Here is a 26,137-nt window from a genome sequence, read left to right as displayed (position 1 = left end):
ATCATTGCGGCCCTGGCATCTGCGTCGGCCTGATGGCACTGCTGCACGTATTCCGTTGGCTGCGTGCCGAACACGAACACACCCGTCCCTTCGGTAACGACCGCTTCGCACGCGACACTCTGGAGAATCTCGTGAGCATTTTCGACACCATGAAAACCGACATCGAGACCCTCCTGGCGAAGCTGGGTCCGCTCGTCGACAAGCTCGGCCCCGCACTGGCGCAGTTCACTGCCGGGGGTACCGCCGATGACCTCCTGCTCACTCTGGAGGCCCTGCTGCCGCCGGATGTGAAGGACGAGCTGGTGAAGCTGCACACCTTCGTGGAACAGATCGCCCAGTTCGTAGACAACGTCACCCCGGCACAGTCAGCCCCCGCGCCGGAAGGTTCGATGCACGCCGAGGTTGAGGTGGGACCGACCGAATGATCCGGACCGACCGGCTGATCCGGGTCGAAACGGATGGTTTCCTGCTGCCGGACAAGATCGCACGGCAGGGATTGCTGATTCTGCGCGACCGCATCACACAGCCGTTGAACGCGGACCTGTTCAGCAGGTTCGCCCCTCAGTTGCCCGGCAACGTGGTCAACGTATTCAAGGGCAGATCCGCCGAGGACGTCATCCCGGTGACACTCGACACCATCGGGGATGTGAATTTCTCCGTGACTGCGGCTGACCTGAGGCAGCCACTCGCCGACTTCTCGGCAAAGTTCCTTGCGCCGGCATGCATGGTCCTCGCTGAGCAGATCGACACCCACATACTCGCTGCCGGCCCCGGAGCGCAGTTCGTGTGTGCTCCTCAGGTCCTGCACGACGGGATGTTCGGGGAAAACGAGACAATGGACGGTCTGTCGCTGCGTGTGGTGTACCAGTTCGAACTTTCCACACTCGAATTCACCGTCAGCACTGACATTCTCTTCGGCGTGCATCCGGCTGTTCCTGAAATGAAAGTGGCCTGACCATGGCGAGCCTGAAGAAGCTGTCCAAACCACGACCACCCGACCAGAACACACCGCCACCTGCGCCAGCGACCGGGCCGAAACCCGACACGTTGGGCCCGAACATCGGCGGCGGTCAAAAGCCCTGCAAATAGCGGTTCTCACAACTTAATAGAGGAGGGAGGGTGCATTGACGAACCCGTTCAATCCGACGCCGATCGCCATGTACTCCTCTCCACCTCCGGAGATCCCGTACGGGCCGTCGAAGAACGGGATGCCCGATTACGGGGACCTGTGGCCGCCGCATCCGTTCGATATCTCCCAGCGTCAAATGGATGTTTGGGATGCGTGGTACAGCTCGAATGTTCCTGCGCTGGAAATGATTTACATCCAGCAGAACAGAGTTCGGCAGGGCGCGTTCACTGGTGGCCTGATCGGGCGCATCCAGCGGTTCTTCTGGGGTAGGCCAAATCTTCAGGACAATCCGCGCCTGCATGTCCCGGTCGCCGCAGACCTCGCACGCACATCGGCAGATTTGCTGTTCGCCGAGCCCATGACAATCACCATCCCTGACGGTGGCGCGAACAACCCCGAGTTGGCTGATGAGCGACTGCAGTTGGTGTTCGGTGGCGATGACACGGTGGCGTTGCTGCTCGAAGCGGCCGAGTTGTGCTCGGCGTTCGGTGGCGTGTATCTGCGCCTGTGGTGGGACTCCTCGATCAGCGACCACGTCATGGTCGACAAGGTCTCCGCTGATGCCGCTATCCCTCAATGGAAGTACGGCAAGCTCTATGCCGTCACCTTCTGGACAGTCGTCAGCGTCAAGGAAGACCGCTACGTCCGGCACCTGGAACGCCACGAACCCGGCCGCATCCTCCACGCATTGTTTGCCGGTGACGAGGAATCACTCGGCGAAGAGATCTCGCTGGAGGATTCCCCAGAGACGGCATGGGCGGCCGGCTTGGTCGATGCCAATGGAGCGATCCCTACGGGCTTGAAGACGCTGACCGCTTGCTATGTGCCGAATGTGCGCCCGAATCGGTTGTGGCGGCGCATGGTTGGACTGTCTCCCCTGGGACGTAGCGATTACGACGGTTTGGAGCCGTTGTTCGATCAACTGGATCTGGCGTACTCGAGCTGGATGCAGGATGTGGAGCAGGGCAAGGCCCGGATCTTCATCGACAAGTCGATGCTCCAGAATCAAGGCCCCGGCAAGGGTGCGACGTTCGACTCCGAACAATCGGTCTACGTCAAGGTCAACGGACCGTTGAGGGCGTCGGTCAACGACAACGGGATGCCGATCACCGCAACTCAATTCGAGATCCGGTGGCAGGAGCACTCCCAGACCTGTGCCGAGCTGCTGAACACGATCCTTCGCGCGGCTGGTTTGAGCACAGGCTCATTCGCGGATTCCTCTCTGACAGTGGGTGTTCCGACCGCCACGGAGATCAACTCCCGAGACAACTTGAGTGAGAGAACCCGAACCAAGAAGATCAACTATTGGAAGGCGTCTCTGGGGCCGCTCGCGCAGACCGCGATGGAGCTCGACGCGAAGGTCTTCGAGACCGGCGTCGTCCTGTCCGAGCCTCCGGTGATCCAATTCCCGACCAGGACGATGCAGGCACCCGCCGAGATGGCGCAGACCCTCGCGGCGCTGCGTGCGGCGCGGGTGATCTCGCTGAAGCAGTCGGTCATCAAGCAGAATCCGAACTGGTCGGATCAGGAAGTCGACGACGAGGTCGCGGCGATCGAGAAGGAATTCGCCGGCCAAGCCGCCCTCGACGATCCCGAGGAACTCCCCGGTCAGGAAGACGACAGTCCCCCCGCCGATGAGGAGCCCTCAGCCGACATCGACGCGGACGCCTCGAACGCCGACATGGACCACAACGAGATCGAGTGAGCATCTCCTGGCGGCGCATCCGCGAACACCCCACACGCCAGCACGCGGCCGACCTCGAACATCAGCTGATCGCCGACGCCGCCGACGCGGTGAAAGCCGCCTCGAAAGACACTGGCGGATGGTGGCAGCTGAACCGGCTACGTCAACGCTCGACACACCTTGTACGCCAGTTCCTGTCCGGTGCCGTCGCCACCGCTCGCACCGCAGTCGCAGCAGCGGCCAGAACCGGCAGGGAACAAGCTGAAACCGATCTGCGGAAACATCACCTCACTGTCGTGCCGACGCATACGGACATCCCGGTGGCAGCGAAAGCCGAACACGAAGTCACTGAGGCGATCAAAGCGACTGCGCCGCACGCTATTCGCTCCGGGGATCGGCTCTACACCGAGGCCTTGGCGGCGATCCTCTCCCAACCGGCACAGTCCGAGGCTCACCGGTTGCGGGTCGCTCAGGCTGTCCTGGATCGGCTTGCCGGCGAGGGGATCACGGGATTCCAGGACAAGGCGGGACGGAACTGGAATCTGGTCAGCTACATGGAGATGGCGACGAAGACGACGGCGATGAACGCCATGCTCGACGCGCACGTGCAAACCCTCTCCGCGCACGGGCAACACCTGGTCGTGATCGACGGAGCTGTCGATTGCTGCCCGGTCTGCGCGCCCTGGCACGGTCGGCGAGTCAGTATCGACGCCCCGGTCGAGGGTGTCCCTACTCTCGCTGACGCGCGCGCCGCCGGAGTGTGGCATCCACACTGCCGCTGCTCAGTCGAGTTCTGGTATCCCGGCGACCCGCTCCCGAACGTCCCGCAACCCGATCCGCAGCTCTACGCCGATCGCCAGCACCTGCGCTACCTCGAGCGTCAGGTGCGTGCGGCCAAACGAGTGAAAGCCGCAGCGCTCGACGACCTTTCACTGCATGCAGCGAACATCCGCATCCGCGCATATCAAGCCAAGATCCGCCGGCACGTATCCAGCTCCGGTCAGCGCCGGATTCGGCGCCGTGAGCAGATCGGTCGCGCGCTGTAACCAGTCTTCCGCCCGCGTGGGCGGTGTGTCAGAAACCCCGGTCCAGGTGGCTGGGGACTTCAATATTCCCCCGTTCCAGGCGTTCGGGGGACAAGCCAAGACCCGGCCAGGAGCCGGCAGAAGGGCAATCCTCATGACCGATCCCGTCGACACCCCCACCGTCACGCCGGACGAACTGCTCGGCTCGCTGCAACCCGCCACTGCGTCTACCCAGACCACTGCGTCCAACCGGACCACCGCCGCGTCGGCATCACCGCCTGCGCTGTCGATCGATGAGACGGCCGAGAAGGTGATCCGCAAGCTTCGCGACGAGGCAGCGGCCAACCGGGTCAAGGCGAACGAGGCTCAGGCGGCCAAGGAAGCCGCGGATGCCGAATGGGCTACGAAGGTGGATGAGGCTGCCCAGGCGGCGGCCAAGCAAGCCACCGACGAGATCGCCCAGAAGTTCGGCAAGATGTTCGGCCTCGTCGACGACAAGACCGAACAGACCCCTGAGCAACTGCTTGCCCAGGCTCAGGCGAAGGCCGCAGAGACCGAAGCACAAGCCGCAGCCAAGATCGCCGACGCCGAACAGCGAGCCGCCGAGAACGAAGCGAAGGCTCGCGCGAAAGACGTCGCGCTCACCGTGCATCAGCACGCCGGCGACGACGTCGATGTCAGAGGGCTATTGGACTCGGTGGAATTCAACGGGCGCATCGCGAAACTCGACCCGACCGCTGCCGACTTCGCGTCGCAGATGGACGCCGAGATCGGTTCGTTCTTGCAGGCCAATCCCCGGTTCCGCAAAACGGCCGGTCTGGCGACCACGATTCCGCGCTCGGGCGGCTCCTTCGACGCGGGCAACGCCGCACCTCCTTCTGCGGGTGAACCGTCGGTGGATCAGCTGCTCAAGCAGGTGCAGGCGCAGCGCGGCCCCGGCAACCGGGCATCGCGCTCTTTCCGAAACGAGTAACCGGCCGACGCCCGATCAGGGGTGCGGCGACACGACAACTGAATAGAGGCCCCAGTGGCGAATACTCTTCTCACACCGTCGCTCATCGCGAAGCAGGCGTTGGCGACGTTGTACAACAACCTGGTTATGCGCCAGCTCGTGTACACCGACATTTCGTCGGAGTGGGCGGCCCAAAAGCCCGGTAACACGATCATGATCCGCAAGCCGGCGGTATTCACCCCGCAGCGGTTCATCTCGAACGAGACCGGCATCGTCGTTCAGAGCGCGGTGGAAGGTTCGGTCCCGGTCACCCTGGACAACCATTGGGATATTTCGTTCGCGATCACCTCGCAGGAGCTGACCACTGAGGTCGTCGACTTCAACAACCAGTTCCTGGCTCCGGCGATGATGGGATTGGCCGAGCAGATCGACCAGTCGATTCTGTCGCTGCGCTCCCAGATCACCCAGACTGTCGGCACCAACGGCTCGCTCACCTGGAACACCCCCGGCGCGCTGATCGACGCCGGCCGCGTACTGAACCTGGCCAAGGTGCCGGTCCCAGGTCGTTCCGTCGTGGTGGGCCCCACCACCGAAGCCAACTGGCTGACCTCGAACCTGCTGACCACCGTCTTGGACAGCGGCAACACCGACGCGCTGCGTGAGGCGTCGCTGGGCAAGCGGCTCTACGCCTTCAGCCCGTACCAGACTCAGAACGTCGGCCAGCCGCCCAGCGACACCGCCGCGGGTTTGCCCACGACAGAGATCAGCGTCGCATTTCACGAGACGGCGTTTGCTTTCGCTTCTGCGCCTTTGGAATTGCCCGCCGGTGCTATCGCGGCCAGTGTCGAGTCCTACGACGGCATTTCGATGCGCGTCGTGTTCGCCTACGACGAAAACGAGAAGACGATGGTCTGTTCGGTGGACACCTTGTTCGGTGTGACCTGCCTCGATCCGACTCGCGCTTGCCTGATCCAGGGCGCGCTCACCACTTCCTAAGGAACCCCGTATGGCTAAGTATCAGAACGTGAACACCGGCCAAGTTGTCGAGGTGGCCGAAGGGTCGGAGTTCGAGCATTGGACCCCCGACAACCAGGGCCACGATCCCGTATTCGCGATCAAGCATCCGAACATGTGGCAGCCCAAGCCCTGGTGGAAGTGGAAGCAGTGGACGCAGGTGCACGACTCCACCCCGGTCACCGCGCCGACTCCGAAGCCGGTCGAGGAAGCACCGATCGGGGATGCGCCGGCGAAGGCGACCGCCCGCAAGTAGAAGGGGTGCGGTGTGAGCTATCCCTACAACCCCAGCTTGCCGTATCCGGTGGGGATGCTCGTCTACGCCCAGGTCTCCGACCTGACCTCGGTGTCGCCCACCACCGGAATCCAATGGATGAGCGCCGCACCAGCGAATGCGGCGGCGCTCATCCGGCGCGCGTCGAACCTGGTCACCGAAGCCACCGAGCAGGACACGTACTACGCGTATCCGCTGCCCGCGGGTCAGATCGCCCCGGATATTGCGCCGTGCGGGACAGCGCAGGGGATGCCCGTGTTGCCGTATCAGGCGCAAGCCTTCCAGGACGCCACCTGTCAGCAGGTTGTCGAATGGGCTACTGCCGGTGTCGATCCGGACGCGGGTTTGATCGGCCAGCCGCAGGTGATCGGCCAGCAATCCGTTCCTGGTGGGGCGGTCACCTACGTGGCCGATCAGACACAGGACTGGCAGCAGATGAGCGTGGATTGCCTGTGCGCGGCGTCGTGGCGGATCTTGCGCAACGCCGGGCTGGCCATCAACCGTCCGTACACGCTGTGAGGCGACCATGACGCAGCCGATGGAGATCACATCCCCGCTGTATTTTCCCGCCGGCTCCATGTTGGGGATCATCCGCGCACCGACCTACGATCCGTTCGGCGACGGCGACCGGGTGCCCAACCACACCATCGGCCCGTGCGATATCCCGTACAACGCCATGCGGATGCGGCTCGGGACACGATCGAGCCGTGGCAAATCCGTCATCGATATCCGGGCACCCGCCGGAAGTGATGTCCTCAAATCGGATTGGGTGTCGTTGCCGTCGGGGCTGCTCGTTGCCGTGGTCACCATTCCCGAGTACCCCAAGAATCCGTTCACGGGGTGGGCGCCATTCATGCACTTCCAGGTCGAGGAGGTGTCCTGATGGAATACGACCCCGCAGGCAATGACCTGTATCGGGTGACGCGTCCCGGCAACCACAAGCTGAAAGCTCTGGTAGACGCGAAAGCTGAAGCCGGCGCCCGTTTCTGGACGAACAACTCGGTGCGCCGCACCGGCTACAACGCCGAGCACGTCACCATCGTCGACGGGGAAAGCGACGACGGCAACGATCAATCGATCATTCTCGCCACCGGCTACTACGCGAAATGGCGCGTTCTCGGTTCCCGCTATGCCGGTGCCTCCGCACCGGAACGGACCTTCGAGCGAGCTATCCCCGAGATCCGGGAGGCCGGTACGTGACGGCCCCGTTCATCGGCAGCGGTACGACCACCGCGACTGTCTTCGTCCCGGGCTTCGCGTTGTTCGGCGGGAGCGGGGATCTGTCCGGCACTGCGACAGCGACCGAACCACTGGTTGAAGGCCTTTCGGGTTCGGGGTCGTTGTCGGTGCTGCTGGGCGAACCGTATCCGGCTCTCGGTGAGTTCCCGGACTGGGAACGGGTCGCGATCGACGGACTGACTCCGATCACTTACACGTGCTCGACGCTCCCGCCGACCGATGACCTGTTGCAAGCGGCGCTGCCCCTGATCCAGGCACGCCGTATCGGCGGCAAGCTCGACCTCAACGCCATCACCGATACGGCGATCATGAGTTTCGTCGTCTACTCGCTCAAACGCTCCCAAGCTCAGCAGATCGCCACCCAGATCCGGGAAGCGGTCCTGTCGTGGCCTGGAACCAGCGTGAATGGCGTGTTGGTGGATTGGGCCGAGGAGCGGATCGGCAATCAGGAAATCGCCGACATGGACCAACTCAACCGCACTGTCGAAGTCTGTTTCCGCCTCGACGCCCGACGGCAATAGCCCCACCCACAGAAAGAAGGCCAGTCATGGGCCAGACCGCAATCCCCGCACCGCAACTCAACACCCGCGCCATCACCGACCCGCCGGCGCCCACTGTCAACATCATGCCCGCCGACGACACCATCTCGAAGGCGCATACCTCCGACGCTGTCCCGAACCCGTCGGGGCCTGCGGTGTCCATCGTCGGCGACGACGGCTCGATGTAAGCCCCTACTCCGAGATTGGACAACTGAATATGGCCATTCAGGCATCGCTTCCCGCGCAGACCGCGGGCGGCTCGACCTCGACCACGATGCTGGGTGTTTTCGAGGTCTCGCACTTCGAAACCGACACGGTGCAGGAGGTCACTCTCACTCCGCCGCCCGGTTATACGACCATCAACGGCGTGGCCACGAACAATGTGACGTTCAACTTCAGGCAGCTGCGCGCCGGGGTCGCGGTGCAGACCTTCGCGTCGATTGCCCTCACCGCGGGCAACAACCTGGTCGCCGAAACTCCACTGCAGGTGCCCATCACCGTGCAGCCGGTATTCGAATCCAATGACGTGGTGGACGTGCAGATGGTGCAGAACGGCAGCGGTTTGGCTGTCGTGATCGGTGTCGTCGCCGCAGTCACCGTCAACTGATCCGCGATCCCCTCCCGCACTTGTGAGGGATCGCGGCTGCTCGAAGATCGACCAAAATAATTGAATAACAACTGAATAGAGGCCAAGTGACCGGGACAACCCTCACCGCGCTGAAGGCCGCGCAGCTCGGTCTTATGCTCAAGCCACTGGATGCTGCCGTGTTCGTGGCTCCGTGGCTCACCGCGCCGCCCACCGCATTCACCTCGAGCTCGTCGCTCCTGCAGCCGCTGCCCGCCGGGTATGTGTCGGTGGGAACGATCGACAAGAAGTCCGGCATCACCTTCGCGCGCGCGATCACCGATGCCCCGATCGAGTCGTATGGCTATCTGCAGCCCACTCGCGACGACATCACTACCGATATCACCACCATCGAGTTCGAGCCGCAGCAAACCAACGCGCTGACGCTGTCGCTGACCACCAGCGCGGCGATCGGTTCCATCACTGCCAACGCCTCGAGCGGTGAGGTGTTCTTCGCCCAGCCCTTGGACGAGGAAATCACCTACTACTCGATGATCGTCATCGGCAAGGATGGCAACAACGCTACCCCGACCTACATCTTCAAGGTGATGCCGAAGGTGGCGATCACGAAGCTCGGCGGCGAGCAGTGGACTCCGACCACCGTCAAGTCCCAGAAGCTCACTGCCACAGCGTTTCCCGATTCCACCGTGGGTTACGCGGTCGCGCACGGTTTCGGCGGCACGGGCTGGACCGCGCAGCTGGCCAACACCGGCATCACGTACACGGTCGCCACCCTCACCGTCAGCCCGTCCAGCATCAACGTGGTGCACACGGCGGGCGCGCAGGCCCCGCTGGTGGTGATGGATCAGTTCGGCGGCATCGTCGCCACCAACTCCAACGGCACCCTGTCCTTCACCTCAGGCACCACCGCCACCGCGACGGTCAACTCCAGCACCGGTGTCATCACGCCGGTCGCGGCAGGCACCACGGTGATCACGGCCACCTGGACGCCGACCTCCGGGTCTCCGGTGACCGGGACCTGCAACGTGACCTGCACGTAGAAAGGCGCACCATGATCCCCCTGCATTACCCGGTCACTATGACCGACGACTCTGGTCGCGAATATGAGGTCCACAGCGCCGCGGAGTACATCTCGGCGCGGTGGCGCCGCGGCCACCAGGAAAAGCCCGCACAGCCTGCCCCCAAACCGGTGCCCACCACTCCCGCGGCTCCCGCGGTCAGCTCGGCGCCGGCGCTCATCCAGAAGTCGAAGGAGATCTAGTCCTGAAGGCGGCGAGTCCATCTGGCAGCGGTGCCCTGCCGACGGGGTCCCGACAGGTGGACCCGACCACCCTCAGCGTGATCGACGCCGACGGCGCCCTGTGCGCCCAAATCCCCACTACCCCCGGAGTATCAATGCCTCCACGCAAGAAGGACGCGCAGCCCGAGGAAGCGGTCGAGAGTGGCCGGTTCTACGAACTGCGTGACCAGGCCGCGGGTGCTCGCCGCGGCCCGTACAAGCTGACCCAGGACATCGTCTTTCCGGAGATGACGCGGCGACTGCTCAAGGACTATGCCGCCGCGCCAACTGAAGAGGAGAAGGCGAAGATCCTGTTCGGTGGATACGTCGATGCGGTCGAAGCCCTCTACGACGACCGCCCGATCGAGGAATGGCGGGCGTTCCTTTCCGACGTGCGGGCGCACTACTTCGGGCAGGGAGCCGCCGAGCTGCCGGGGGGATCCCAAGGCTCGTAGCGTTCTGGCAGCGATACGGTCCCGCACTCGACTATGACCTTCTCGAGCGCGGGATCGACGTGCGGGACTGCTTCGGGCCCTGCCATTTACGGACCCGGGATTGGCGCACCATCTGGTCGTTCAAAGACCGCCTGCCGCGCGGGTCGCGGTTCAAGGCTGCGCTGCTGATGGATCCCCAGATCGCCGAAAGGATGCTGGCCGACGAGGAAACCGATCCCCTCGCCGCACCAGCGGATCCCACACCGGAGGAATACACCACCGACACTCATGTGCTGCTCGCGATCGCGGACGGCATCGGCTACCTGCGGTCCGCGGTAATCGCCGCGGCCGGCGTCGACCCACCCCGGGTCGAGCCGATGCCGCGCCCGGTGACCGCGTTGGACGAGATCCGGGAAGCCAAGCGGCGCACAGCGATCGACAAGCTCATCGAGGACTTCACGCCCCGATGAACGCACAACAACGTCAGCTGATCCACGGCCGCGGCGCTACACACGGATGCGCCCAGAGCGAGCCGGTCAATGCTGGCAGGCAGCCTCGGCCGTCGCTTTCATCTGATTGACGTTGTCGACCGCCTGGTTGTAGGTCGTCACCGCCTGCTGATAGTTGATGAGATCGATGTCCTGATGCGGGTAGCCGTTGGTCGCCGCATCCAGGTAAACCTGCTTCGCCCCGGATACGCCCAGAGCCGCGTGCTGCTCTGCATATTCCGCGTTCGCGAGTTGGGCGTTGTAACCGCAGCTGGTTTGCCCGACAGTATCGGCGTGGGCCAGCACCGGCGCTGCGAACAAGCCGAACGCAGCAAATGCGATGGCGGGGACACGCTTTCGCATCATGACCACCTCTGCGGCTGGAGTTGCTGAATGTGGCTGGTCCATTGAATTCCGTCCCACCACTGCACCAGTCCAGGACGCCCGGGAGAGGCATACCATCCCGCCGGCACGGGGGCCGGTCGCACCGGCTGGGCGGCACGGACGGACGCTGCTAATTGCCAGCGTTGCAGGTTCACTTCGGTGGCCTGCAATTTCACCGACTTGCGGGCAGCGTTTCGTGTCTGGCGAGTGAAGCGGGCGGTGCGCTCCTGCGGGGTGCGGAAACGCACCATCCCGACAGTGCTGACACTCAGCGTTTTACGGAGCAATCCCATGGTGGTCTTTCGTGAACGGTGAAGGGCCGCCCCAGAATAGAGCTCGGTAGCGGGCAGCACTACGGCACCGGAAAACATCCGGCACATCCAGGCGGCCGGAGGTCATTTCGCGCTGCCAGGAACGGAAATGTTCCAGAAAAAGGCTGTCCAGTCCCGCAACGACGTCAGCTCGGCAGGCTATTCGGCGGGGACCACCCACATTGACTCAAGGCTGTCGCGGCGGTCCGGTTCAAGCCTTTTGGAGCTCCACCCCTAAATCACCAAGGGGCACAACTGAATAGAGAGGTGACGGTGGCATATGGCAGTCGATTATTCATCCTATGATGCCGGAACCGCCTACCTCACCGTAGAGCCCAAGCTTTCCGATACCTTCGAAGCCGATCTCGCGACGATGGTGGCCGCGGTGCCGCCTCTCCCAGTCGCCCTGACAACCGACCTGGATCGGTTCGCCCAGGATCTGGAACGCGAATGGAATGACAAGGGCTACAAGCTCCCGGTCGTCCTCGATCCTCAACTCAGCGACGACGCGGTCTCCGGGTTAGCTGACCGGCTGCGCGAAGCAGGTCCGTTCCAGCTGCCACTGACCGCCGATCTGAGCCAGTTCGCCAACGACCTCGATCAGCGGTGGCGCGAAATCGCCAGTGAGCACGCCCTTCCCGTACGGGTCACCGCGGACTTCGACGGCAAAGCCCTAGCCGACGAACTGCCCGGCTACACCCGCATCACGGCGGATCTGAATCTGGAACGCGCCAAAGAGCAGTTGTCGGCATTCTTTTCGTTGATCCCGATCTACCGCATCCCGGTCGAGTTCGATTTCGATGCCGCGGATGCGCAGATGGCTGAATACCGTGCCTCGCGCGTCCTCGACGAAACACCTTCCCGCAGCAGCGGTAACCGTCGAGGCTCCGGCTCCTCCCGCGTCAATTACACCGACCAGCAAGACCGTGTCCGCACCGGCAACCAAGCCCGTGAGGCACAGCAGTACGCGGCCGAACGGGACGCGGCTCTTACTCGTGTCGCGAAGCAGATGGAGCAGGAGGACCGCGAGCCGGTCGGCGCTCAATATCGTGCGGGTCAGCAGCAGATCGCCGACGAGAAAGCTGCCGCCGAGGCTGCGTCTGCCGCTCAGCAGAAAGCCCGCGACGATACCGACAAGGGCGCCAAGGGGCTTCGGGATTTCACCAACGCAGCCAAGGAATCGGACGGGCTGAGCTTCGAGAACCTGATCTCCGGGCTGGAGAAGGTCGGTTCGAGGATCGACGACCTTGGGGCGAAGGCCCTCAAGTGGGGCGGCATCGGAGGCCTGGTCGGCGGTGCCGCCGCGACGCTGGGCGCCGGCGCATTGGCGGGCGTGCTCGGCGCGCACGGCGTGCTGGGCGCGTTCGAGGCCGAGCGCGCTGTCACCCAGGAGAACGAGGATCCCCAGGCGCAAATGGAGCGTCAGGACAAGATCCGCCAAGCCGCTGACCAGCAACGCGAAGCCCAAGAAGGCTTGTCGGAGTCGTTGTGGAAGGTCAGTGACTCGCAGACGGCGGCGAAGCTGTCGTCGATGGCGTTGGCTGACGCCTACAAGGACGTCGGACGCGAAGTCCGTGACGCGACAGACGCTTTGACCGATGCCCAGCTTGCCGAGGAAGGTGCGGCGCTCGGGGTAGCTGGTGCACGTCAGCATTTGATGCAAGATCTGATGTCGGGCACCGCGAATCCGCTGACCATCGAAACCGATGTTTATGGTGTTCAGGCCGCGAATCAGAAGTACAGCGAGTCGCAGAAGAAGACCCAGGACCAGAAGGTCGACACCGCCGAAACCCTGCAGCGCGGGGTGTCGGGGTCGCCGCAGATCATCCAAGCCGAGCAATCGAACATCGATGCCCAGCACGGGGTGACGCTGGCATTGCAGGGCGTGCGTGACGCCGAGATCCGGGTCTCGGAAGCCGCGATCGCCATGCATGAAGCCTTGATGCCCACCCAGGCCGAGGACAAGCTTCAGATCGCGCTCGGCAAGCTGTCGCCGAACGCACGTGACTTCGTCGAGACGATGCACACCCAGTTCGTTCCCGCGATGCACGAGCTGTCACAAACGGTGTCGCAGAACATGTTCGCCGGCCTGGGCGAGTCGCTGATGACAGCGGTCAACGACCAGATGCCTGCCATGAAGCAGGGTTTCGGGCAGATCGGCACCGAGCTGAACGGCTTCTTCAAAGACCTTTTCTCCCAACTGGATTCGATGTTCTCCAGCCTCGAAGCCGACGGCACCATGCAGAAGTTCGTCACCGGCGTCGGCGACGCTTTGCAGGGGCTGGCTCCGCTCATCACCGGCCTTACTACGGGTTTGATCGAACTGGGCGCCGAAATGGGCCCGCACCTGGGGCCGTTGTTCGCCGAGCTGGGCGACTTCCTCTCCCAGCTGGGCCAACCGCTCGGGGAGATCGGTGGCGCGATCGCCGATGCCCTGACCAAACTGGGACCGTCGCTTTCGCCGCTGCTGAATGCCCTCGGTGATGGCTTGTCGCAGATGATCGAGGACCTGGCGCCGGTGCTGCCGAAGGTCGCCGACGCCTTGACCGACATCTTCACCGCGGTCCAGCCGCTGATCGATCCACTGTCTCAGCTGGCATCGTCGATCCTCGGCGTGATGGCCGACAACGCGTCCTCCCTGGCAGACGCGCTGGCCCCGGTCATCGAGCAGTTCGCCAGCGGTTTGCAGCCGGTCATCCCCATCATCGCCGACACCCTCACCCAGCTACAGCCCACCTTCACCGAGATGGCACAGACTCTGAGTGGCGTACTGCTCGATGCGCTACAGGAGTTGCTCCCGCAGCTGCCCGATCTGGTGCAGGGATTCTCCGACGTGGCGATCCAGGTCGCACCGATACTGCCTGATCTGGTCCAGCTGGCAGCGGATTTCGCTGACCTAATGATTCAGGTCTCACCGGTGCTACCAGATCTGATGGACCTGGCGTCGACGATCTTGCCGCCACTGGCGGACTCGCTCTCCGGGTCACTGGTCTTCCTTGACGAAACGGTCGATGACTTCTCCCTCCTGGTCGGTTGGATCGAGAAGCTCAACGACGGACTCAACAACCTCGCCAACAGCGGCGGACTGCTCGGACAGGTGCTCAATATCAGTGCCGGCGTGCTAGGTCATGCCCCGCTTACACACACCCCGAAGGAAGCGCCACAACCAGCTGGCTCCGACGACGGCTTCGCCGCCGGCGGGTATTTCCGTGGTGCCGGTGGCCCCCGCGACGACGCCAACATCATCGCCGTCAGCGACGGTGAGTTCATCGTCAACGCCGCCTCCACCGCGAAGCACCGCGGCACGCTCGAGTCGATCAACGCAGGCCACTATGCCAGCGGCGGCTACGTCGACTCCAGCGACCAAAACAGCAGTGGTGGCGGCAAGAGCGAAGCCGGCAAGGAAGTGGAGCGGCAGAGCCGTCGCCGCATCCTGGGGTTCCAGGACGGCGGCTACTACGACCAGGACGACTTCGGTGGCGGCGGCGGGGACGGCACGTTCGGCGGCGGAGACTCCGACGACACCACCACCACGGTCGACGGTGGTGGCGACACCACATTCGGCAGCGATGACTTCGGCGGCAACGTTGACTCTGATCCCCCCGACCCCACGATCCACGCGATTCCCGGCACTGACCGCGGTGGTGCTGGTGGCGATGCCTCCTTCGGGGCGCCATCGGCTCCCGCCACGCAGTTGCCGTCGCAGACCGTCAGCCCTGTCACTCCCTATACACCAAACCTCGGGCAATACACGATGCCCAGCACCGGACAAGGCTTCCAGTCCGCCTGGCAGTCCGACGGTGCCACCGGCGGCCCGGTCAATGCGGTGGCGTGGGCTCGTTCCCACGCCAGCACCCCCTACGTCTGGGGAGGCACCTCCGCGGACGGCGCGGACTGCTCCGGGTGGGTGGGAGATCTCCAGCAAGTCGCCACCGGTGTATCGGATCCGACGGGTCGACTGGGTACCACCATGGATGTCCTCGGTGGCACCTGGCCGAGTTTCATCCCCGGCGCTTCCCGCGACGACCTGTTCGTGATCGGCGCCAGCGATGAACACATGGTGGCCTCGGTCCTCGGCGTCAACGTCGAGGAACGCCAATCCGGTGAGACCGCGCGCATCGGTGACAATGCAGCGTCGCCGTGGGATCCGCAGTTCACCGTGCAAGGCCACATCGATCCGAACGTGTTCGTGCCCGCCTACACCGATCCCGTGCAGCAGCAGAAGCAGAACCCGGGATCCACCCAGGGCAACGGCAATGGAGATGGCAACGGTGATTACAGCGGTCTGGCGAACCAGCCCGTCGTGTCGACCATGCAGGTGCCGACGACGTGGTCGGGTGCCGCGAACGAGTGGATCACCCGCGGCATGTCCCAGCTGTGGTGGGGGGATGCCGGAGTGCAGGCCGCACAAGCGGCCAACTCCAAACCCGGCACCACACCGACCTTGGACGGCGGTCTACACGGCACTCTCCAAGGCATCTTCCAGGGATGGATCAACTCCGCCCCGCAGGATCAGCAGTCGAGTCTGTCGACCTTCCTTCTGGGGCCGGATCTCACTGGCGCGAAGGACAAGTCGGCAACCTCGGGACTGACAGGTCTCGGATCCAACGGCGGCCTGCTCGGCATCATCGGGATCGGTTTGCTCGGTGATGGCAGCAACATCAAGGGCCTCGACAGCTTGCTCGGTGAAGGGCTCTCCTTCGAGCTGCAGCCGGTCGAGAAAGCCGTCGGATGGAACGACAACTTCACCGGCAAAGCCAAGGCTGCGTGGCAGGGTGCCAACGACCTCCAGGCCGACCAGGCCGTGGCGACGATGCAGACACCCAAATCCGGTGATCCCTCCACCGCGAAAACACCCAACGCCAAGGACGCGGGGAACATCGCCGAAAAGGTGCCGAGCACCGGTCCGGGGACGACACTGCCGACCGTCGACACCTACGCAGCATCCTTCGGGGCATCCCCGGCGCTCGTGTCGGTGATCCGGCAGGCCGCTACCGGGTACGGGTGGCAGACCGGGGCGGAATGGAATGCGCTCGAGCAGATCATCGGGCACGAAAGCAGTTTCCGAACCGACGCACAGGCGCCGGGATCGACAGCCTTCGGGCTCGGACAGTTCCTCGATCAAACCTGGGCGACAGTCGGAGCGACCAAAACCACCGACGCGGGCAGCCAAGCCCGCGCGATGGACGCCTACATCAAGCAGCGCTACGGCGACCCGATCACTGCCTGGAACTTCTGGGAAGGACAATCCCCGCACTGGTACTCCAGCGGCGGGGATGTGTCCGGGGACGGGTCCTCGATATCGGATTCGATCCCTGCATGGCTCTCCGACGGCGAGTTCGTCGTCAACGCGCGCTCAGCCGACCAATATCGGCCGCTGTTGAAGCTGATCAACGCCGATCAGGCCGGTACCCGGAAGATGGCGCAGCCCTCGACAGTCCCAACCCGGGAACTGCTGTCGACCGCGAATGTCGCTCACGTGGACCACAGTTCAACCTTCCACGTCCAGGCCAACGATATCGACGGCTCAGTGAAGGCGCTGAAGTTGCTCGAGGCGCAGCGGGTGGCGAAGGCGAACGGCTACCTGGGGCGCTGGCGTAACTACCGCGGGATCTGAACACCCCGGCGCGGCAAGTGATTTGCCGCGCCGGGATCACAACTGAACAGAGGGAGCTTCGTGCCGTGGTGATGCCGTTTCAGCTACGGCCGTCCAAGATCACGCTGGTCGGGGTCGATGGCTCCCTATGGCATCTGTCGGGCACCGATCAAGGCGCCGAAGGCGTCGAACTCGCCATCGCACCCAGCGGCGCCTTCGATGCACCCGTCAGCACCATCTGGAACGCCACCGCCTTCCAGACCGGCGCGACCTGGTACGGAATGCGGTACGACAAACGCGATCTGGTGCTCTCGTTCAACGTCTCCGCAGCCGGCGGCTTGTCGTGGGAGACCGTCGACGGAAAGTTCCGCAATGCCTGGTCCTACACCACCGACGCGACCCTGATCGTCACCACCGAAACCTCTACCCGCTGCCTGCATCTACGACTGAGTCAGCATCCGGACTTCTCCCCGAAGCACGATCCGCACCTGAAATCGTGGGCGCCGATCGTGCTGACGTGCACTGCGGGGTTTCCGTTCTGGATCGAACAGGACATCACCCAAACCTGGGCATCTTCGATCGACACCACCAGCGGGGCACACGAACAAGAAGGCTCGATCGAGGGCGAGAACCCCACCGACCTGCCGATGTACCTGGAGTGGGTGTGCAGTGCACCTGCGCAGTGGACGCTGCCGGATTTCTCGTTCGGGCTGGACTACAACTACGGATCCGGCAGCGGCGCGGCAAATATCGCCCGTGTGGTGACGCTGCCGCAGACCGTGGCCGGCCAGGACTTGACGATCAACACCAACCCCGAACTCCCGATGATCATCTCCGCTGATGGATCCAATCTGTGGGCGGCGATGAACGGGGTCAGCTTCCTGTATCCCGTTCCCCCGAAAACCCCACCGACGACCTTCCCGGTCTGGGTGACATATGCGCCAGCGGGGGCGTCGGTAATGCTCGTGCAGAACCGATTCTGGACAAGACCGTGGGGGCTGCAACCGTAACGGCCGCAACACAATTGAATAGGGGAGCGGATGACCAGCGTCCTGGATCTGCCGCAGATCTACGAGAACGCCCAAGCAGTGATCGCCGAGCAACAGGCACAGATGATCGCGCCGCCGTTCGTCCGACTGTGGGACGGCAATTGGAACCTGCGCGGGACCTGCGGCGCCGAGATCAGCGGCGACTTCAAATGGCTGCTGAACGAGTCCGGACAGGGCCTGCTGGTACTCCCGTACGACAACTACCTGGCCGAATGGGCGGTCGCGACCAACGGCAACCTCGGCGTAAACGGCGCGGTCCAGAACGTCCACATCACCGTCGACAAGAACGGTGCCCGCTGGGACGGCCGCATGCAGAAAGCGGTCCCGAAGACCGACGAGCACGGCGTCACAACCGTCGAGCTGACCTTCTTGCATTCGTACGAAGAGGTCAAACACGTCTACTGTTGGAGCTCGCCATTCTTGCCCGCCGCTTTCCAGTTTCCAAAGAATTGGTTGCTGGCAGGCCCTTCGATCTACATGCTCAAATTGACCCTGTTTATCCAGCTACTACGTCTGGAAGCATCCCTCTGGGCGCTTCCCGACGACCCGTTGAACGTAAATGAATGGTTCGACTTAGATCAGAGCACGTGGCCAGTTGTTGTTGCTCCGTCAGATTTGCTCACCGATGAGTCCTTGTGGTGCATCATCAACGCTCGCTGGCAAGGCTTCCATGAGGTAGCCGCACCCATTCTCGACTATGCGCAATTGATGGTCACCACCCGGCGATATCTGATCGGCGACCCTCCTCCTTGGCCCGGCGCAGTGCTGGCCAATGGAACGCTCGTGGTGGACATCGTCGATCGCTCGGGCTTCTACACCGGCACCTCGCAGGGCGGCAATGTCCTGACGGGATTGGAGTACACGATTGAGGTTATCGCGAACGATTTCCTCGACAACGAAGACAATGTCCTGCCCGATCCCGACAATCCGTCTGCATACGTGAATCCTGGCTGGATCGGCACGTTGCCGTCTGCTCCGTGGGTGATCTACCGGCCCGAACAGCACACAGGCGTGCAGACGGCCGAGTTCACTGTCACTCCCTTCACTGATGTCCAGATCTTGAGTGGTGGCCACAGTAACCCGCTGGTCAACGATGCGATCACCACAGGGATCCAGCTGACGGGCCTGCTGGCCGGCGCCGCGATCCAGGCAGTTGTGGGGCCGACGAGCCTCGCCACGATCGACGCCGAAGCGATTGCTTCGCAGCTTTCGGATATCGCCGTAACCCTCCTATCGCCCCTTTATTCCGATGTCATATTGTCCTGGGTCAGCACGAAAGACGCGACCCGCGCGGCAACGGCCGGCTGGAGTCACTACTACGAATATTTCCAGACCGGCGCAAACAATGCCTACACCCTGGATTCGCTGATCGGGCTCGCAGAAGGAATGTGGGCGACGCGGTCTTATTTCTCGCACAAATTGACCGTGCAGAACGGTCAGCCTTACCTGATTGGCGATCAAGGTCAGGGCGATTTTTTCTTGGGGGATAGGGTCGGTTCGACGGTGATCGGAATGCCGCCTGGATCCATTTATGTGGATCAGGTGACGCAACTGGATCTGACCTGGAACCGCACGGATGGCGTGAATTGGGGCATCACTATCGGCACCAACAAGGAAACCGAGGAGCCACTTCTGAAGGGCTTGTCGATGCTTCAAAACCTGGTCGGTGTGGTTCAGCAGTTGGCGGTTGGTTAGGAGACGCGCATGATTCTGCAGCAGCACGAATGCGATCCGGAAAACCCCGAAGAGCACGCCCTGTGGGCCCTGGCTGGTCTACCGGGAGTCAAGGGGGCGCCGCTGATCGTGCACCCGCACCACTTGAAGCAGTGGTCGAAACATCTACATGAATGTGGATTCCGGCATCATCCAGAATTGCAGACTCGCGAATATCACCCTCCGCTGCGTGGCCCGAAACATTGGGCCAACGCGTCGGGGAGGTGGGTGCCGAAGGGTACGAAGAAGCCTCCGCAGGTGAAGGCCCCTGACATGTCGATTTTCACGCGGGAAGAGAAAGCCGACATCATCAAGCAGCTCGTCGCCTCTGGCGAGTTGAACGACATCATCAATGCCGGCCAAGCCAAGCCCGCGATCACCTCGCAGTCGATCCATCGGCCTGGTGCGGCGAGAGTTTCCACGGTCGCTGACAAGCGCAGGACCGCGACAAAATGACCTCTCCCGGTTATGACATCGTCCCGAATACCGATGAAGGCGAAGCGTATACCGCGGAGACGGTGTCCTCCGCCGCCCAGATCACCGAGGCGTCCGCCTACAGCATCATGAACGCTGATGTGCTCGGCAGCTTCGGCAGTTTCGGGAACTCTTCATCGAACGGGCTCACGACAACCGCGCAGAGTATCGGCTCGACCGCGTGGGGATCCTCGATCTCGAGCACCGCCAATTCGGCGCTGAGCTCGGCTAATACCGCGGGCGCGAACATAGGGACGATCTCTTCGGGAGTGTCCGGCAACATCACCGGCGCGTCCGCGACCGGGTCTGCCAGTGGTGTCGGGCCCGCGGTGCAGTTGCTGAACGCGACGGTTCAGGCGGCGGGCACCGCTCCGAAGATCGACATTTACAACCAGGACGGCACGTGGGTGCAACCTCCCGCGATGACGACCGCCAACCTGATGCTCGTCGCCGGGGGTGGCGGGGGCGCGCAAGGAGGTCTCAATGGCACCGGGGCGGCCGGCGGAGGCGGAGGCCCGGCGGGCTACTCCCTGTACACCGGTGTGGCTGCGGCGTCGCTTCCCACCTCGGCATCGGTGATCGTCGGAGTCGGCGGCACTGGCGGGAGCTTCAGCAATGGGGCCAGTCTCGCTGATACCTTTCAGCGCGCCGATTCGCCCAATCTGGGATTGGCGTGGCGCAACGATTCGGCGGCGAGCTGCCAGATCGTCTCCGATCAGGCGGAGTCGTGCACTTCGGTTGAGGGCGATGGGGAGAACGGCTGCTGGAACACCTACACCGCCCCGTTGGCCACCGACAACTACATGGTTAAGGCGCAATTGGGGCCGCCGTCGACTGCGCTGGCGACAGACAACTTCACCGGGATCTATGTCGCCGCCCCGAACTCCTACAGCGGCGCCTCGTTGCTGGTGATGTTCGTAGGTTCGCCAACCGGTGGGTGCGGGCTTGTCACCCAGTCCAATGCGCCGTCTGCCCCGTACTACGCCTCCGGCGTCGGCGCGGGTCAGACCGTGGTCGCTGCCTCAAGTACCGTGAATTTCCACACGAGTTCCCTGATCGCGTTGACCCGTGTCGGGAATGTGTTCACCGGCTATGTCAACGGGACCGCAGCGGTGACCTGGACCGACACCGGCAACACGGTGCCGACGGGAGCCGGAAACCGGTTGTGGGGCATCGTCACCGAAAACAACTGGCCCGACTTCCAGTCCCAATACGATTCACCCGCCATCGCCGACGTCGAGGCCGCGGACCTGCCTGTGCTGTCGCAGCCTGGCACCGTGGGCGGCACCTCCTCGTTCAACGGCAGCGCGTATCAGGTGACCGGAGGAGCCGGTGGCGTCGGCGGAGGTGTCGACTCCCTGGGCACCCGTCGGCCAGCGTCCGGCTCGTTCCTCGACACCTCCACCTCGTGGAACGGCGCTGCGGGCAGCGGCAATCAAACCAACAGCGCCGCAGGCGGAATCGGCGCCGCCGGAGTGACCGGCTTTCAACCCTCCGGGCAAGCCGGCGGCGCTGGTGCCAACACTGCGGGTGGCGCGGCGGGCACCTCCGCCATGGTGGATGGCACCGCAGGCACCTCCCCGACGGGCGGCACGTACGGGCCCGGTTCCGGTGGTGGGGGCGGTTATTGGATCTCCGGCAGCACCGGCACCGCGGGCGCGGGCGCAGCTGGCGGTTTCCCCGGCGGTGGGGGCGGCGGCGGCGGCGCGACCGTCGACGGCGAAGGCCTCAATGGGACAGGGGGACCCGGCGGCGACGGCCAGGTCGTCGTGCAATCCAACTTCACCTGAGGAGAACTGCGATGACCGATCCGCTCCTCAACGAAGACGGCACCCTACGCGAGACGTGGAACTGCCTGGACTGCAAAACGACTTGGCACCTCCATTCGGAGCCGGCCCATCCCAGCCACGACGCGGCGCGCGATTTCATCCGTGAACACGAATACGTGCACGCGCAACATCTCGCACACCACGGCGGGGACCGCTCCATGATGCGGCTGGCGTTGAAGTATCCGGCTCTGCATGCAGCGATCATCCAGGTACATGGGCCGGTCGAGGATCTGCATCCAGACCATCGCGCGCAGATCTTGCGCGCGGCAGATATTGCGGAGGACCAATGACCCTCTACGGAATCGATATCTCCAACAACAACAGCCCCACGCTGAACCTGAATCAGGTTGCCCAGGAAGGCTTTTCCTGGGCCGAGGCAAAAGTCTCGGAGGGCGACTACTTCCAGGACACCACCTGGCCCGGCTACCTGAGCGCCGCACAGGCCGCCGGACTGCCGATCATCGGCTACCACTACGCCATCGCCTCGTGTAGCCCTGCCTCGCAAGTCCGGACCTTCCTCGGCAATGCCGGTGGCGCGCAGGTAATGATCGACTTCGAAGCCAATTCCGGCACCATCACCGACTACTGGTCACTTGTCGATGCGTTCAATGCCGCCGGGGTGCAGGTCGTTCTCAGCTATCTGCCCGCCTGGTATTGGCAGCAGATCGGTGAGCCGGACCTGTCCCAGGTTCCGGGCCTGGTCGCGTCGAACTTTCCCGGCGGCTCGGGCTACGCCTCGAGTATCTACCTCGGCGCCGGCGGGGACGCCGGTCCGGGGTGGGCGCCATATGGCGGCTCGACTCCGATCATTTGGCAGTTCACCGACTCTGCCCGGGTCGCCGGTAGCTCCGTGGACGCAGACGCCTTCCGCGGCAGCGCATCCGAGCTCGCCGCCGTACTCACCGGACAAACTGGAGGATTCATGGCTCTCACCGACGCCCAGCAGGCCGATCTGTACAGCAAGGTGCTCGATATCTGGGAACAGCTCCGCGGCCCCAACGGACAGGGATGGCCGCAGTTGGGGCAGAACGCGCAGGGGCAGAACCTGACTCCCGTGGATGCGCTCGCCAACCTCGAAACCGAGGTGTCGGCGGTGGGACAGAAGATCGGCGATTGAGGTGCCCCCGCCACGCGCGAGCATGTCGCGCAACGCGAAGACCCTCACCTCACTGATCGGGGGAGTGGCATCCCTGGCGGTGATCTCCGCCTACGTCCCCTGGCATGTCACCGCGGCAACCGGTGTGGTGCAGGCGGTTACGGCGATCTCGGTGTGGCTGGTACGGAATGCGCCGTTGATGCAGGCAGCAGTCAACGTCGTGGACACCATCGGCGACTCGCTGGATGACAAGGGGGTGCAGTGATGTCGAGCTCGGAAGCCCTGATCGCCGGCGCAACCTTCTTCGGCGGCACCGGCACCTCCGCGTTCTTTTCCTGGCTACGCGCACGCAAACGCGCCCCCTCAGAGAACTTGCGCTACGAGATCGCCGCGGCAAAAGACATCAACGAGATGGCGCTGAAAACCCTCGAGAGGGTCAGCGGCGATCTCGACAACGTCTCGCACCGGCTCGGTGTCGTGGAGGCCGCCCAGGAAACCACAGTGCGCGAATTGAACAGGGTGACTTGTCTTTTCCGAGAGGCCATCGAAGCGCTGCGGGACGTGATCGAGGCCGCCCGCCATGGCCGCGTGCCGGAGCTGCTGCTGAGCACGGAGCTGATGCACGAACTCCATGAGGACCTCTGATGACTGCCGCTGTCTCAACGTATTTGGGGTACGGCCCGATCCTGCAGCCGATGCTGCTGATCACCGGGAAGACGTTTGTGCAGAACATCGAACCCTCGCAGGGAGGAGTCTTCCCCACCGGGACAACGGTCACCCTGGATCTGTCGACCGCGATGGGTGCGGCGATCACCAGCTGGGCCGCCACTGTCACCGCTGAACTCGCTTCCTGGACGGTCAGCAACACTCTCGCTGATGCGATCCCTGCGAATTCCCGCTACGAGGTCACCGTCACCTACCCGACAAGCCCGGTGACTATTTATTGCTGGTTCGCGGGCCCCGTCGTGCGAAATCCCATCTGACCCAACCCCTTGCGTCCACAACTTCATAGAGGAGACCTCGCATGGCCATCGCCGTGACCGCCACCAAGAACAGCATGTGCGCCGAGTACGCCAGCTTGGGCAACTTCATTTCGATCCACACTGCGTCCCCGGGCGGTACCGGCGCGAACGAGGCGTCGGGCGGCAGCCCGGCCTACGCGCGCCAGGCCACCACGTGGGGTTCCGCGTCCGCGGCGACTATCACCGGTAGCCAGGTGACGATCAACCTACCCTCGGGTACGTACACCTACGCCGGGATCTGGACCGCCGCCACATCGGGCACGTTCGTCGACCAGGTCGCCATCTCGAGCACGACCCTCGGCTCGCAGGGATCGCTTCTAGTGACCCCGAGTTTCAGTATGACCTAAACCCGCAGCGAGCAGGAAAGGCCGTGCTGTGCACACCTGGACAGCCCCGCTCCCGGCGACACCAACCCTGACCGTCGCAATACCTGCGGTACCCACCCGCTGCGTTCTGGTGCCCGCGGTACCGGTCGCGATCATCGCCGCGTCGACCATCCCCTACATCGAGCCCGCAGTCACTGCCCAATTCAGTGGGACCGGACAAGTCGCGGCGCCGTACGCGCCATCCCAGATCGACGCGATGGGCACCGCGGGCATCGGCACTCTCCAAGCCGTCGCGTCCGGGCGTGTGCCCGAAACCGCGCCGCTATCGGGCATCGGCACTCTCACTGCGCCGGTCGCAGTCAAATCCGGGACGGTGCTGATCACGGCCGGATACACCGGCAGCGGTGTATTCGACCGCGACGACGCACCGTTCATCGGCACGGGAACCGCATCGATCACCTACGTTGTGTGCGCGCCCGTGCTGGCCGCATTCAACGGCGTCGGTGTCGATTCCGGCGTGGCCACAATCCCGGCCGCGTTCAATGGCACCGGCACCGCCTCAACCACTTTGACTGCCAACACGGTCATCGCGGCGGCCATCTCTGGTGTGGGAACCCTGTCCGCGGGCATCGGTGTAGACGGCAGCGCGGTCCTGGGAGCGCACTTCGCGGGACTGGGCGTCTTGTCGGTGCAAACCGATCCCATCGCAATCGTCACCGCGTCATTCGGTGGCGTCGGCAATCTCTCAGGCCTGACCGGCGGACCGATCGGATGGTCAGGCAGCGGCACTCTCGCGGCCCAGCTAGGCATCGTACCGCCCTTCGCGGGCACCGGTACCGCGTCGATGGTGGTGAGCATTCCTGCTCAGTTCGGTGCCATCGGCAACTTCGTCGGCGCAGTCCAGCCCCAAGCCGAGTTCTCCGGCCAGGGGACCTTGGCCGCCACCGCACATGCGATTGTGCTGGAGACCGCGGCACCCTCAGGGGCTGGCACGCTATCCGCGACCGTGGTGGTCCCGCTGGCAGCCGCGTTCTCGGGCGTCGGCACCGCCGCCGACGGGACGTTCGTATTGATGGCCGCCAACGGCTCCGGAAGCGGCACTGCCGCCGTCGCGGTCCTGTGGTCCGAACTCGAGGCCGGAGCATTCACCGGCAGCGGGCAACTGACCGTCGTCGTAGGAAACAATGCCGCCGCGTTCGCCCTCGTCACCGAGTCCCCCCAGTATCAGAACTTCTCAGCACGCAACGACGCTTTCGGATGGTGGTTCGCGCCGGTGCCGATCGAGGAGTCCGCACTATAACCGCCTGCCGCACAACTGAATAGAGGAACCCGTGTCGACGAACGTGCTCCTGGCGACCACGATGACGCCGCAAACCCTCAACTCCGGCTATTTGTCCACCAGCGACGCTGCCGTCTACACCTGCCCGGCATCGTCGACCGCCCGGATCAACACGGCCGTGCTGTGCAACGTCACCTCGTCCACGGTCACCGTCTACGTCGGTGTCGTGACCTCCGGTGGCAGCGCGGGCGCGAGTCACCATGTGGTCCACGGGTTTTCCCTCGCCGCCAACGACACCCTCAGCCTCACCCCGTACCTGTCGGGGACCATGCTCACCGCCGGAGACGCGATCTCCGGCTATGCGGGCACCGCCTCCGCGGTCGTCATGGTCCTGACCGGCACCGTCTCCTCCTGA

General features: G+C 63.8%; 32 protein-coding genes. 30 read left to right on the top strand and 2 right to left on the bottom strand.

Annotation, left to right across the window (positions count from 1 at the left end; all coding sequences use genetic code 11):
* Positions 1-32: 32 nt before the first annotated feature.
* The 17 genes from ACIP5Y_RS21585 to ACIP5Y_RS21505 all read left to right on the top strand — a co-directional run bounded on the left by ACIP5Y_RS21585 (position 33) and on the right by ACIP5Y_RS21505 (position 10,625).
* Positions 33-425, top strand: coding sequence for a hypothetical protein (locus tag ACIP5Y_RS21585; protein ID WP_400352056.1), 393 nt, complete (start codon positions 33-35; stop codon positions 423-425).
* Entirely contained in the window at positions 422-955 is a 534-nt protein-coding gene (locus ACIP5Y_RS21580; RefSeq protein ID WP_400352054.1) for a hypothetical protein, read from the top strand. Before ACIP5Y_RS21585 ends, ACIP5Y_RS21580 begins: the two co-directional genes overlap by 4 nt.
* Positions 956-1,124: 169 nt before the next feature.
* Positions 1,125-2,834 carry a phage portal protein gene (locus tag ACIP5Y_RS21575; protein ID WP_400352052.1) on the top strand — a complete coding sequence of 570 codons (1,710 nt, stop codon included), beginning with the start codon at positions 1,125-1,127 and terminating at the stop codon, positions 2,832-2,834.
* Complete coding sequence (locus ACIP5Y_RS21570; protein ID WP_400352050.1) at positions 2,831-3,859, top strand: phage minor capsid protein; 1,029 nt, start codon at positions 2,831-2,833, stop codon at positions 3,857-3,859. The genes ACIP5Y_RS21575 and ACIP5Y_RS21570 overlap by 4 nt, the downstream gene beginning before the upstream one ends.
* 133 nt (positions 3,860-3,992) lie before the next feature.
* Positions 3,993-4,811, top strand: coding sequence for a hypothetical protein (locus tag ACIP5Y_RS21565; RefSeq protein WP_400352048.1), 819 nt, complete (start codon positions 3,993-3,995; stop codon positions 4,809-4,811).
* A gap of 54 nt (positions 4,812-4,865) precedes the next feature.
* On the top strand, positions 4,866-5,786 hold the full coding sequence (locus ACIP5Y_RS21560) for a P22 phage major capsid protein family protein (RefSeq protein ID WP_400352047.1): 921 nt from the start codon (positions 4,866-4,868) through the stop codon (positions 5,784-5,786).
* 10 nt (positions 5,787-5,796) lie between these two features.
* The gene (locus tag ACIP5Y_RS21555) at positions 5,797-6,060 is read left to right on the top strand and encodes a hypothetical protein (RefSeq protein ID WP_400352045.1); all 264 of its coding nucleotides are present in this window, start codon (positions 5,797-5,799) and stop codon (positions 6,058-6,060) included.
* A gap of 12 nt (positions 6,061-6,072) precedes the next feature.
* The gene (locus ACIP5Y_RS21550; protein WP_400352044.1) at positions 6,073-6,597 is read left to right on the top strand and encodes a hypothetical protein; all 525 of its coding nucleotides are present in this window, start codon (positions 6,073-6,075) and stop codon (positions 6,595-6,597) included.
* 7 nt (positions 6,598-6,604) lie between these two features.
* Entirely contained in the window at positions 6,605-6,961 is a 357-nt protein-coding gene (locus ACIP5Y_RS21545; RefSeq protein ID WP_400352043.1) for a hypothetical protein, read from the top strand.
* Positions 6,961-7,278 (top strand): hypothetical protein, encoded by a 318-nt coding sequence (locus ACIP5Y_RS21540; RefSeq protein ID WP_400352042.1) that lies wholly within the window; start codon positions 6,961-6,963, stop codon positions 7,276-7,278. The genes ACIP5Y_RS21545 and ACIP5Y_RS21540 overlap by 1 nt, the downstream gene beginning before the upstream one ends.
* Positions 7,279-7,418: 140 nt before the next feature.
* Positions 7,419-7,838, top strand: a complete 420-nt coding sequence (locus ACIP5Y_RS21535; protein WP_400352040.1) for a hypothetical protein — start codon at positions 7,419-7,421, stop codon at positions 7,836-7,838.
* 26 nt (positions 7,839-7,864) lie between these two features.
* Entirely contained in the window at positions 7,865-8,044 is a 180-nt protein-coding gene (locus tag ACIP5Y_RS21530) for a hypothetical protein (RefSeq protein WP_400352038.1), read from the top strand.
* A 29-nt stretch (positions 8,045-8,073) separates the two neighbouring features.
* Positions 8,074-8,463, top strand: coding sequence for a hypothetical protein (locus ACIP5Y_RS21525; RefSeq protein WP_400352036.1), 390 nt, complete (start codon positions 8,074-8,076; stop codon positions 8,461-8,463).
* 86 nt (positions 8,464-8,549) lie between these two features.
* Positions 8,550-9,482 (top strand): hypothetical protein, encoded by a 933-nt coding sequence (locus ACIP5Y_RS21520; protein WP_400352034.1) that lies wholly within the window; start codon positions 8,550-8,552, stop codon positions 9,480-9,482.
* Between the two features lie 38 nt (positions 9,483-9,520).
* Positions 9,521-9,703 (top strand): hypothetical protein, encoded by a 183-nt coding sequence (locus ACIP5Y_RS21515; protein WP_400352033.1) that lies wholly within the window; start codon positions 9,521-9,523, stop codon positions 9,701-9,703.
* Between the two features lie 56 nt (positions 9,704-9,759).
* Positions 9,760-10,176 (top strand): hypothetical protein, encoded by a 417-nt coding sequence (locus tag ACIP5Y_RS21510; RefSeq protein WP_400352031.1) that lies wholly within the window; start codon positions 9,760-9,762, stop codon positions 10,174-10,176.
* A 167-nt stretch (positions 10,177-10,343) separates the two neighbouring features.
* Positions 10,344-10,625 carry a hypothetical protein gene (locus ACIP5Y_RS21505; RefSeq protein WP_400352029.1) on the top strand — a complete coding sequence of 94 codons (282 nt, stop codon included), beginning with the start codon at positions 10,344-10,346 and terminating at the stop codon, positions 10,623-10,625.
* Positions 10,626-10,691: 66 nt separating this feature from the next.
* Here the strand turns inward: ACIP5Y_RS21505 and ACIP5Y_RS21500 are convergent, their stop codons facing one another.
* Together ACIP5Y_RS21500 and ACIP5Y_RS21495 are read right to left on the bottom strand one after the other, a co-directional pair.
* Positions 10,692-11,009, bottom strand: a complete 318-nt coding sequence (locus ACIP5Y_RS21500) for a hypothetical protein (RefSeq protein WP_400352027.1) — start codon at positions 11,007-11,009, stop codon at positions 10,692-10,694.
* Entirely contained in the window at positions 11,006-11,278 is a 273-nt protein-coding gene (locus ACIP5Y_RS21495) for a DUF2510 domain-containing protein (RefSeq protein ID WP_400353841.1), read from the bottom strand. The genes ACIP5Y_RS21500 and ACIP5Y_RS21495 overlap by 4 nt, the downstream gene beginning before the upstream one ends.
* 340 nt (positions 11,279-11,618) lie before the next feature.
* Here ACIP5Y_RS21495 and ACIP5Y_RS21490 point away from each other — a divergent pair, with 340 nt between their 5' ends.
* From ACIP5Y_RS21490 to ACIP5Y_RS21430, 13 genes are all read left to right on the top strand, one after another.
* Positions 11,619-16,955 carry a hypothetical protein gene (locus ACIP5Y_RS21490; RefSeq protein ID WP_400352025.1) on the top strand — a complete coding sequence of 1,779 codons (5,337 nt, stop codon included), beginning with the start codon at positions 11,619-11,621 and terminating at the stop codon, positions 16,953-16,955.
* A 65-nt stretch (positions 16,956-17,020) separates the two neighbouring features.
* Positions 17,021-17,944, top strand: coding sequence for a hypothetical protein (locus ACIP5Y_RS21485; RefSeq protein WP_400352023.1), 924 nt, complete (start codon positions 17,021-17,023; stop codon positions 17,942-17,944).
* Positions 17,945-17,974: 30 nt separating this feature from the next.
* Entirely contained in the window at positions 17,975-19,678 is a 1,704-nt protein-coding gene (locus ACIP5Y_RS21480) for a phage tail protein (RefSeq protein WP_400352021.1), read from the top strand.
* Between the two features lie 9 nt (positions 19,679-19,687).
* Positions 19,688-20,152, top strand: coding sequence for a DUF2744 domain-containing protein (locus ACIP5Y_RS21475; RefSeq protein WP_400352019.1), 465 nt, complete (start codon positions 19,688-19,690; stop codon positions 20,150-20,152).
* Complete coding sequence (locus ACIP5Y_RS21470) at positions 20,149-21,960, top strand: hypothetical protein (protein ID WP_400352018.1); 1,812 nt, start codon at positions 20,149-20,151, stop codon at positions 21,958-21,960. The genes ACIP5Y_RS21475 and ACIP5Y_RS21470 overlap by 4 nt, the downstream gene beginning before the upstream one ends.
* Before the next feature lie 11 nt (positions 21,961-21,971).
* A complete protein-coding gene (locus tag ACIP5Y_RS21465) occupies positions 21,972-22,289 on the top strand; it encodes a hypothetical protein (protein WP_400352016.1) in 318 nt (105 codons plus the stop codon).
* Entirely contained in the window at positions 22,286-23,116 is an 831-nt protein-coding gene (locus tag ACIP5Y_RS21460; protein WP_400352014.1) for a glycoside hydrolase family 25 protein, read from the top strand. Before ACIP5Y_RS21465 ends, ACIP5Y_RS21460 begins: the two co-directional genes overlap by 4 nt.
* Positions 23,117-23,138: 22 nt before the next feature.
* Positions 23,139-23,360: a hypothetical protein gene (locus ACIP5Y_RS21455; protein WP_400352012.1), complete on the top strand. Its 222-nt coding sequence runs from the start codon at positions 23,139-23,141 to the stop codon at positions 23,358-23,360.
* On the top strand, positions 23,360-23,740 hold the full coding sequence (locus ACIP5Y_RS21450; protein ID WP_400352011.1) for a hypothetical protein: 381 nt from the start codon (positions 23,360-23,362) through the stop codon (positions 23,738-23,740). The genes ACIP5Y_RS21455 and ACIP5Y_RS21450 overlap by 1 nt, the downstream gene beginning before the upstream one ends.
* On the top strand, positions 23,740-24,078 hold the full coding sequence (locus ACIP5Y_RS21445) for a hypothetical protein (RefSeq protein ID WP_400352010.1): 339 nt from the start codon (positions 23,740-23,742) through the stop codon (positions 24,076-24,078). Before ACIP5Y_RS21450 ends, ACIP5Y_RS21445 begins: the two co-directional genes overlap by 1 nt.
* Positions 24,079-24,119: 41 nt before the next feature.
* Entirely contained in the window at positions 24,120-24,464 is a 345-nt protein-coding gene (locus tag ACIP5Y_RS21440) for a hypothetical protein (protein WP_400352009.1), read from the top strand.
* 28 nt (positions 24,465-24,492) lie between these two features.
* On the top strand, positions 24,493-25,743 hold the full coding sequence (locus ACIP5Y_RS21435; protein ID WP_400352008.1) for a hypothetical protein: 1,251 nt from the start codon (positions 24,493-24,495) through the stop codon (positions 25,741-25,743).
* Positions 25,744-25,774: 31 nt separating this feature from the next.
* On the top strand, positions 25,775-26,137 hold the full coding sequence (locus ACIP5Y_RS21430) for a hypothetical protein (protein ID WP_400352007.1): 363 nt from the start codon (positions 25,775-25,777) through the stop codon (positions 26,135-26,137).

It is taken from the genome of Nocardia sp. NPDC088792 (assembly GCF_044750615.1).
Classification (GTDB): Bacteria; Actinomycetota; Actinomycetes; order Mycobacteriales; family Mycobacteriaceae; genus Nocardia.
Note: the sequence above shows the minus strand (reverse complement) of the source record. Positions and strands in the feature narration are given on the sequence as shown.

What these genes read in the sequence shown, in the direction of transcription:
- ACIP5Y_RS21585 (WP_400352056.1), top strand. Translation starts at nt 33, where the DNA reads ATGGCACTGCTGCACGTATTCCGTTGGCTGCGTGCCGAACACGAACAC.
- ACIP5Y_RS21580 (WP_400352054.1), top strand. Translation starts at nt 422, where the DNA reads ATGATCCGGACCGACCGGCTGATCCGGGTCGAAACGGATGGTTTCCTG.
- ACIP5Y_RS21565 (WP_400352048.1), top strand. Translation starts at nt 3,993, where the DNA reads ATGACCGATCCCGTCGACACCCCCACCGTCACGCCGGACGAACTGCTC.
- ACIP5Y_RS21555 (WP_400352045.1), top strand. Translation starts at nt 5,797, where the DNA reads ATGGCTAAGTATCAGAACGTGAACACCGGCCAAGTTGTCGAGGTGGCC.
- ACIP5Y_RS21545 (WP_400352043.1), top strand. Translation starts at nt 6,605, where the DNA reads ATGACGCAGCCGATGGAGATCACATCCCCGCTGTATTTTCCCGCCGGC.
- ACIP5Y_RS21540 (WP_400352042.1), top strand. Translation starts at nt 6,961, where the DNA reads ATGGAATACGACCCCGCAGGCAATGACCTGTATCGGGTGACGCGTCCC.
- ACIP5Y_RS21530 (WP_400352038.1), top strand. Translation starts at nt 7,865, where the DNA reads ATGGGCCAGACCGCAATCCCCGCACCGCAACTCAACACCCGCGCCATC.
- ACIP5Y_RS21525 (WP_400352036.1), top strand. Translation starts at nt 8,074, where the DNA reads ATGGCCATTCAGGCATCGCTTCCCGCGCAGACCGCGGGCGGCTCGACC.
- ACIP5Y_RS21515 (WP_400352033.1), top strand. Translation starts at nt 9,521, where the DNA reads ATGACCGACGACTCTGGTCGCGAATATGAGGTCCACAGCGCCGCGGAG.
- ACIP5Y_RS21505 (WP_400352029.1), top strand. Translation starts at nt 10,344, where the DNA reads ATGGATCCCCAGATCGCCGAAAGGATGCTGGCCGACGAGGAAACCGAT.
- ACIP5Y_RS21500 (WP_400352027.1), bottom strand. Translation starts at nt 11,009, where the DNA reads ATGATGCGAAAGCGTGTCCCCGCCATCGCATTTGCTGCGTTCGGCTTG.
- ACIP5Y_RS21495 (WP_400353841.1), bottom strand. Translation starts at nt 11,278, where the DNA reads ATGGTGCGTTTCCGCACCCCGCAGGAGCGCACCGCCCGCTTCACTCGC.
- ACIP5Y_RS21490 (WP_400352025.1), top strand. Translation starts at nt 11,619, where the DNA reads ATGGCAGTCGATTATTCATCCTATGATGCCGGAACCGCCTACCTCACC.
- ACIP5Y_RS21480 (WP_400352021.1), top strand. Translation starts at nt 17,975, where the DNA reads ATGACCAGCGTCCTGGATCTGCCGCAGATCTACGAGAACGCCCAAGCA.
- ACIP5Y_RS21475 (WP_400352019.1), top strand. Translation starts at nt 19,688, where the DNA reads ATGATTCTGCAGCAGCACGAATGCGATCCGGAAAACCCCGAAGAGCAC.
- ACIP5Y_RS21470 (WP_400352018.1), top strand. Translation starts at nt 20,149, where the DNA reads ATGACCTCTCCCGGTTATGACATCGTCCCGAATACCGATGAAGGCGAA.
- ACIP5Y_RS21465 (WP_400352016.1), top strand. Translation starts at nt 21,972, where the DNA reads ATGACCGATCCGCTCCTCAACGAAGACGGCACCCTACGCGAGACGTGG.
- ACIP5Y_RS21460 (WP_400352014.1), top strand. Translation starts at nt 22,286, where the DNA reads ATGACCCTCTACGGAATCGATATCTCCAACAACAACAGCCCCACGCTG.
- ACIP5Y_RS21455 (WP_400352012.1), top strand. Translation starts at nt 23,139, where the DNA reads ATGTCGCGCAACGCGAAGACCCTCACCTCACTGATCGGGGGAGTGGCA.
- ACIP5Y_RS21450 (WP_400352011.1), top strand. Translation starts at nt 23,360, where the DNA reads ATGTCGAGCTCGGAAGCCCTGATCGCCGGCGCAACCTTCTTCGGCGGC.
- ACIP5Y_RS21445 (WP_400352010.1), top strand. Translation starts at nt 23,740, where the DNA reads ATGACTGCCGCTGTCTCAACGTATTTGGGGTACGGCCCGATCCTGCAG.
- ACIP5Y_RS21440 (WP_400352009.1), top strand. Translation starts at nt 24,120, where the DNA reads ATGGCCATCGCCGTGACCGCCACCAAGAACAGCATGTGCGCCGAGTAC.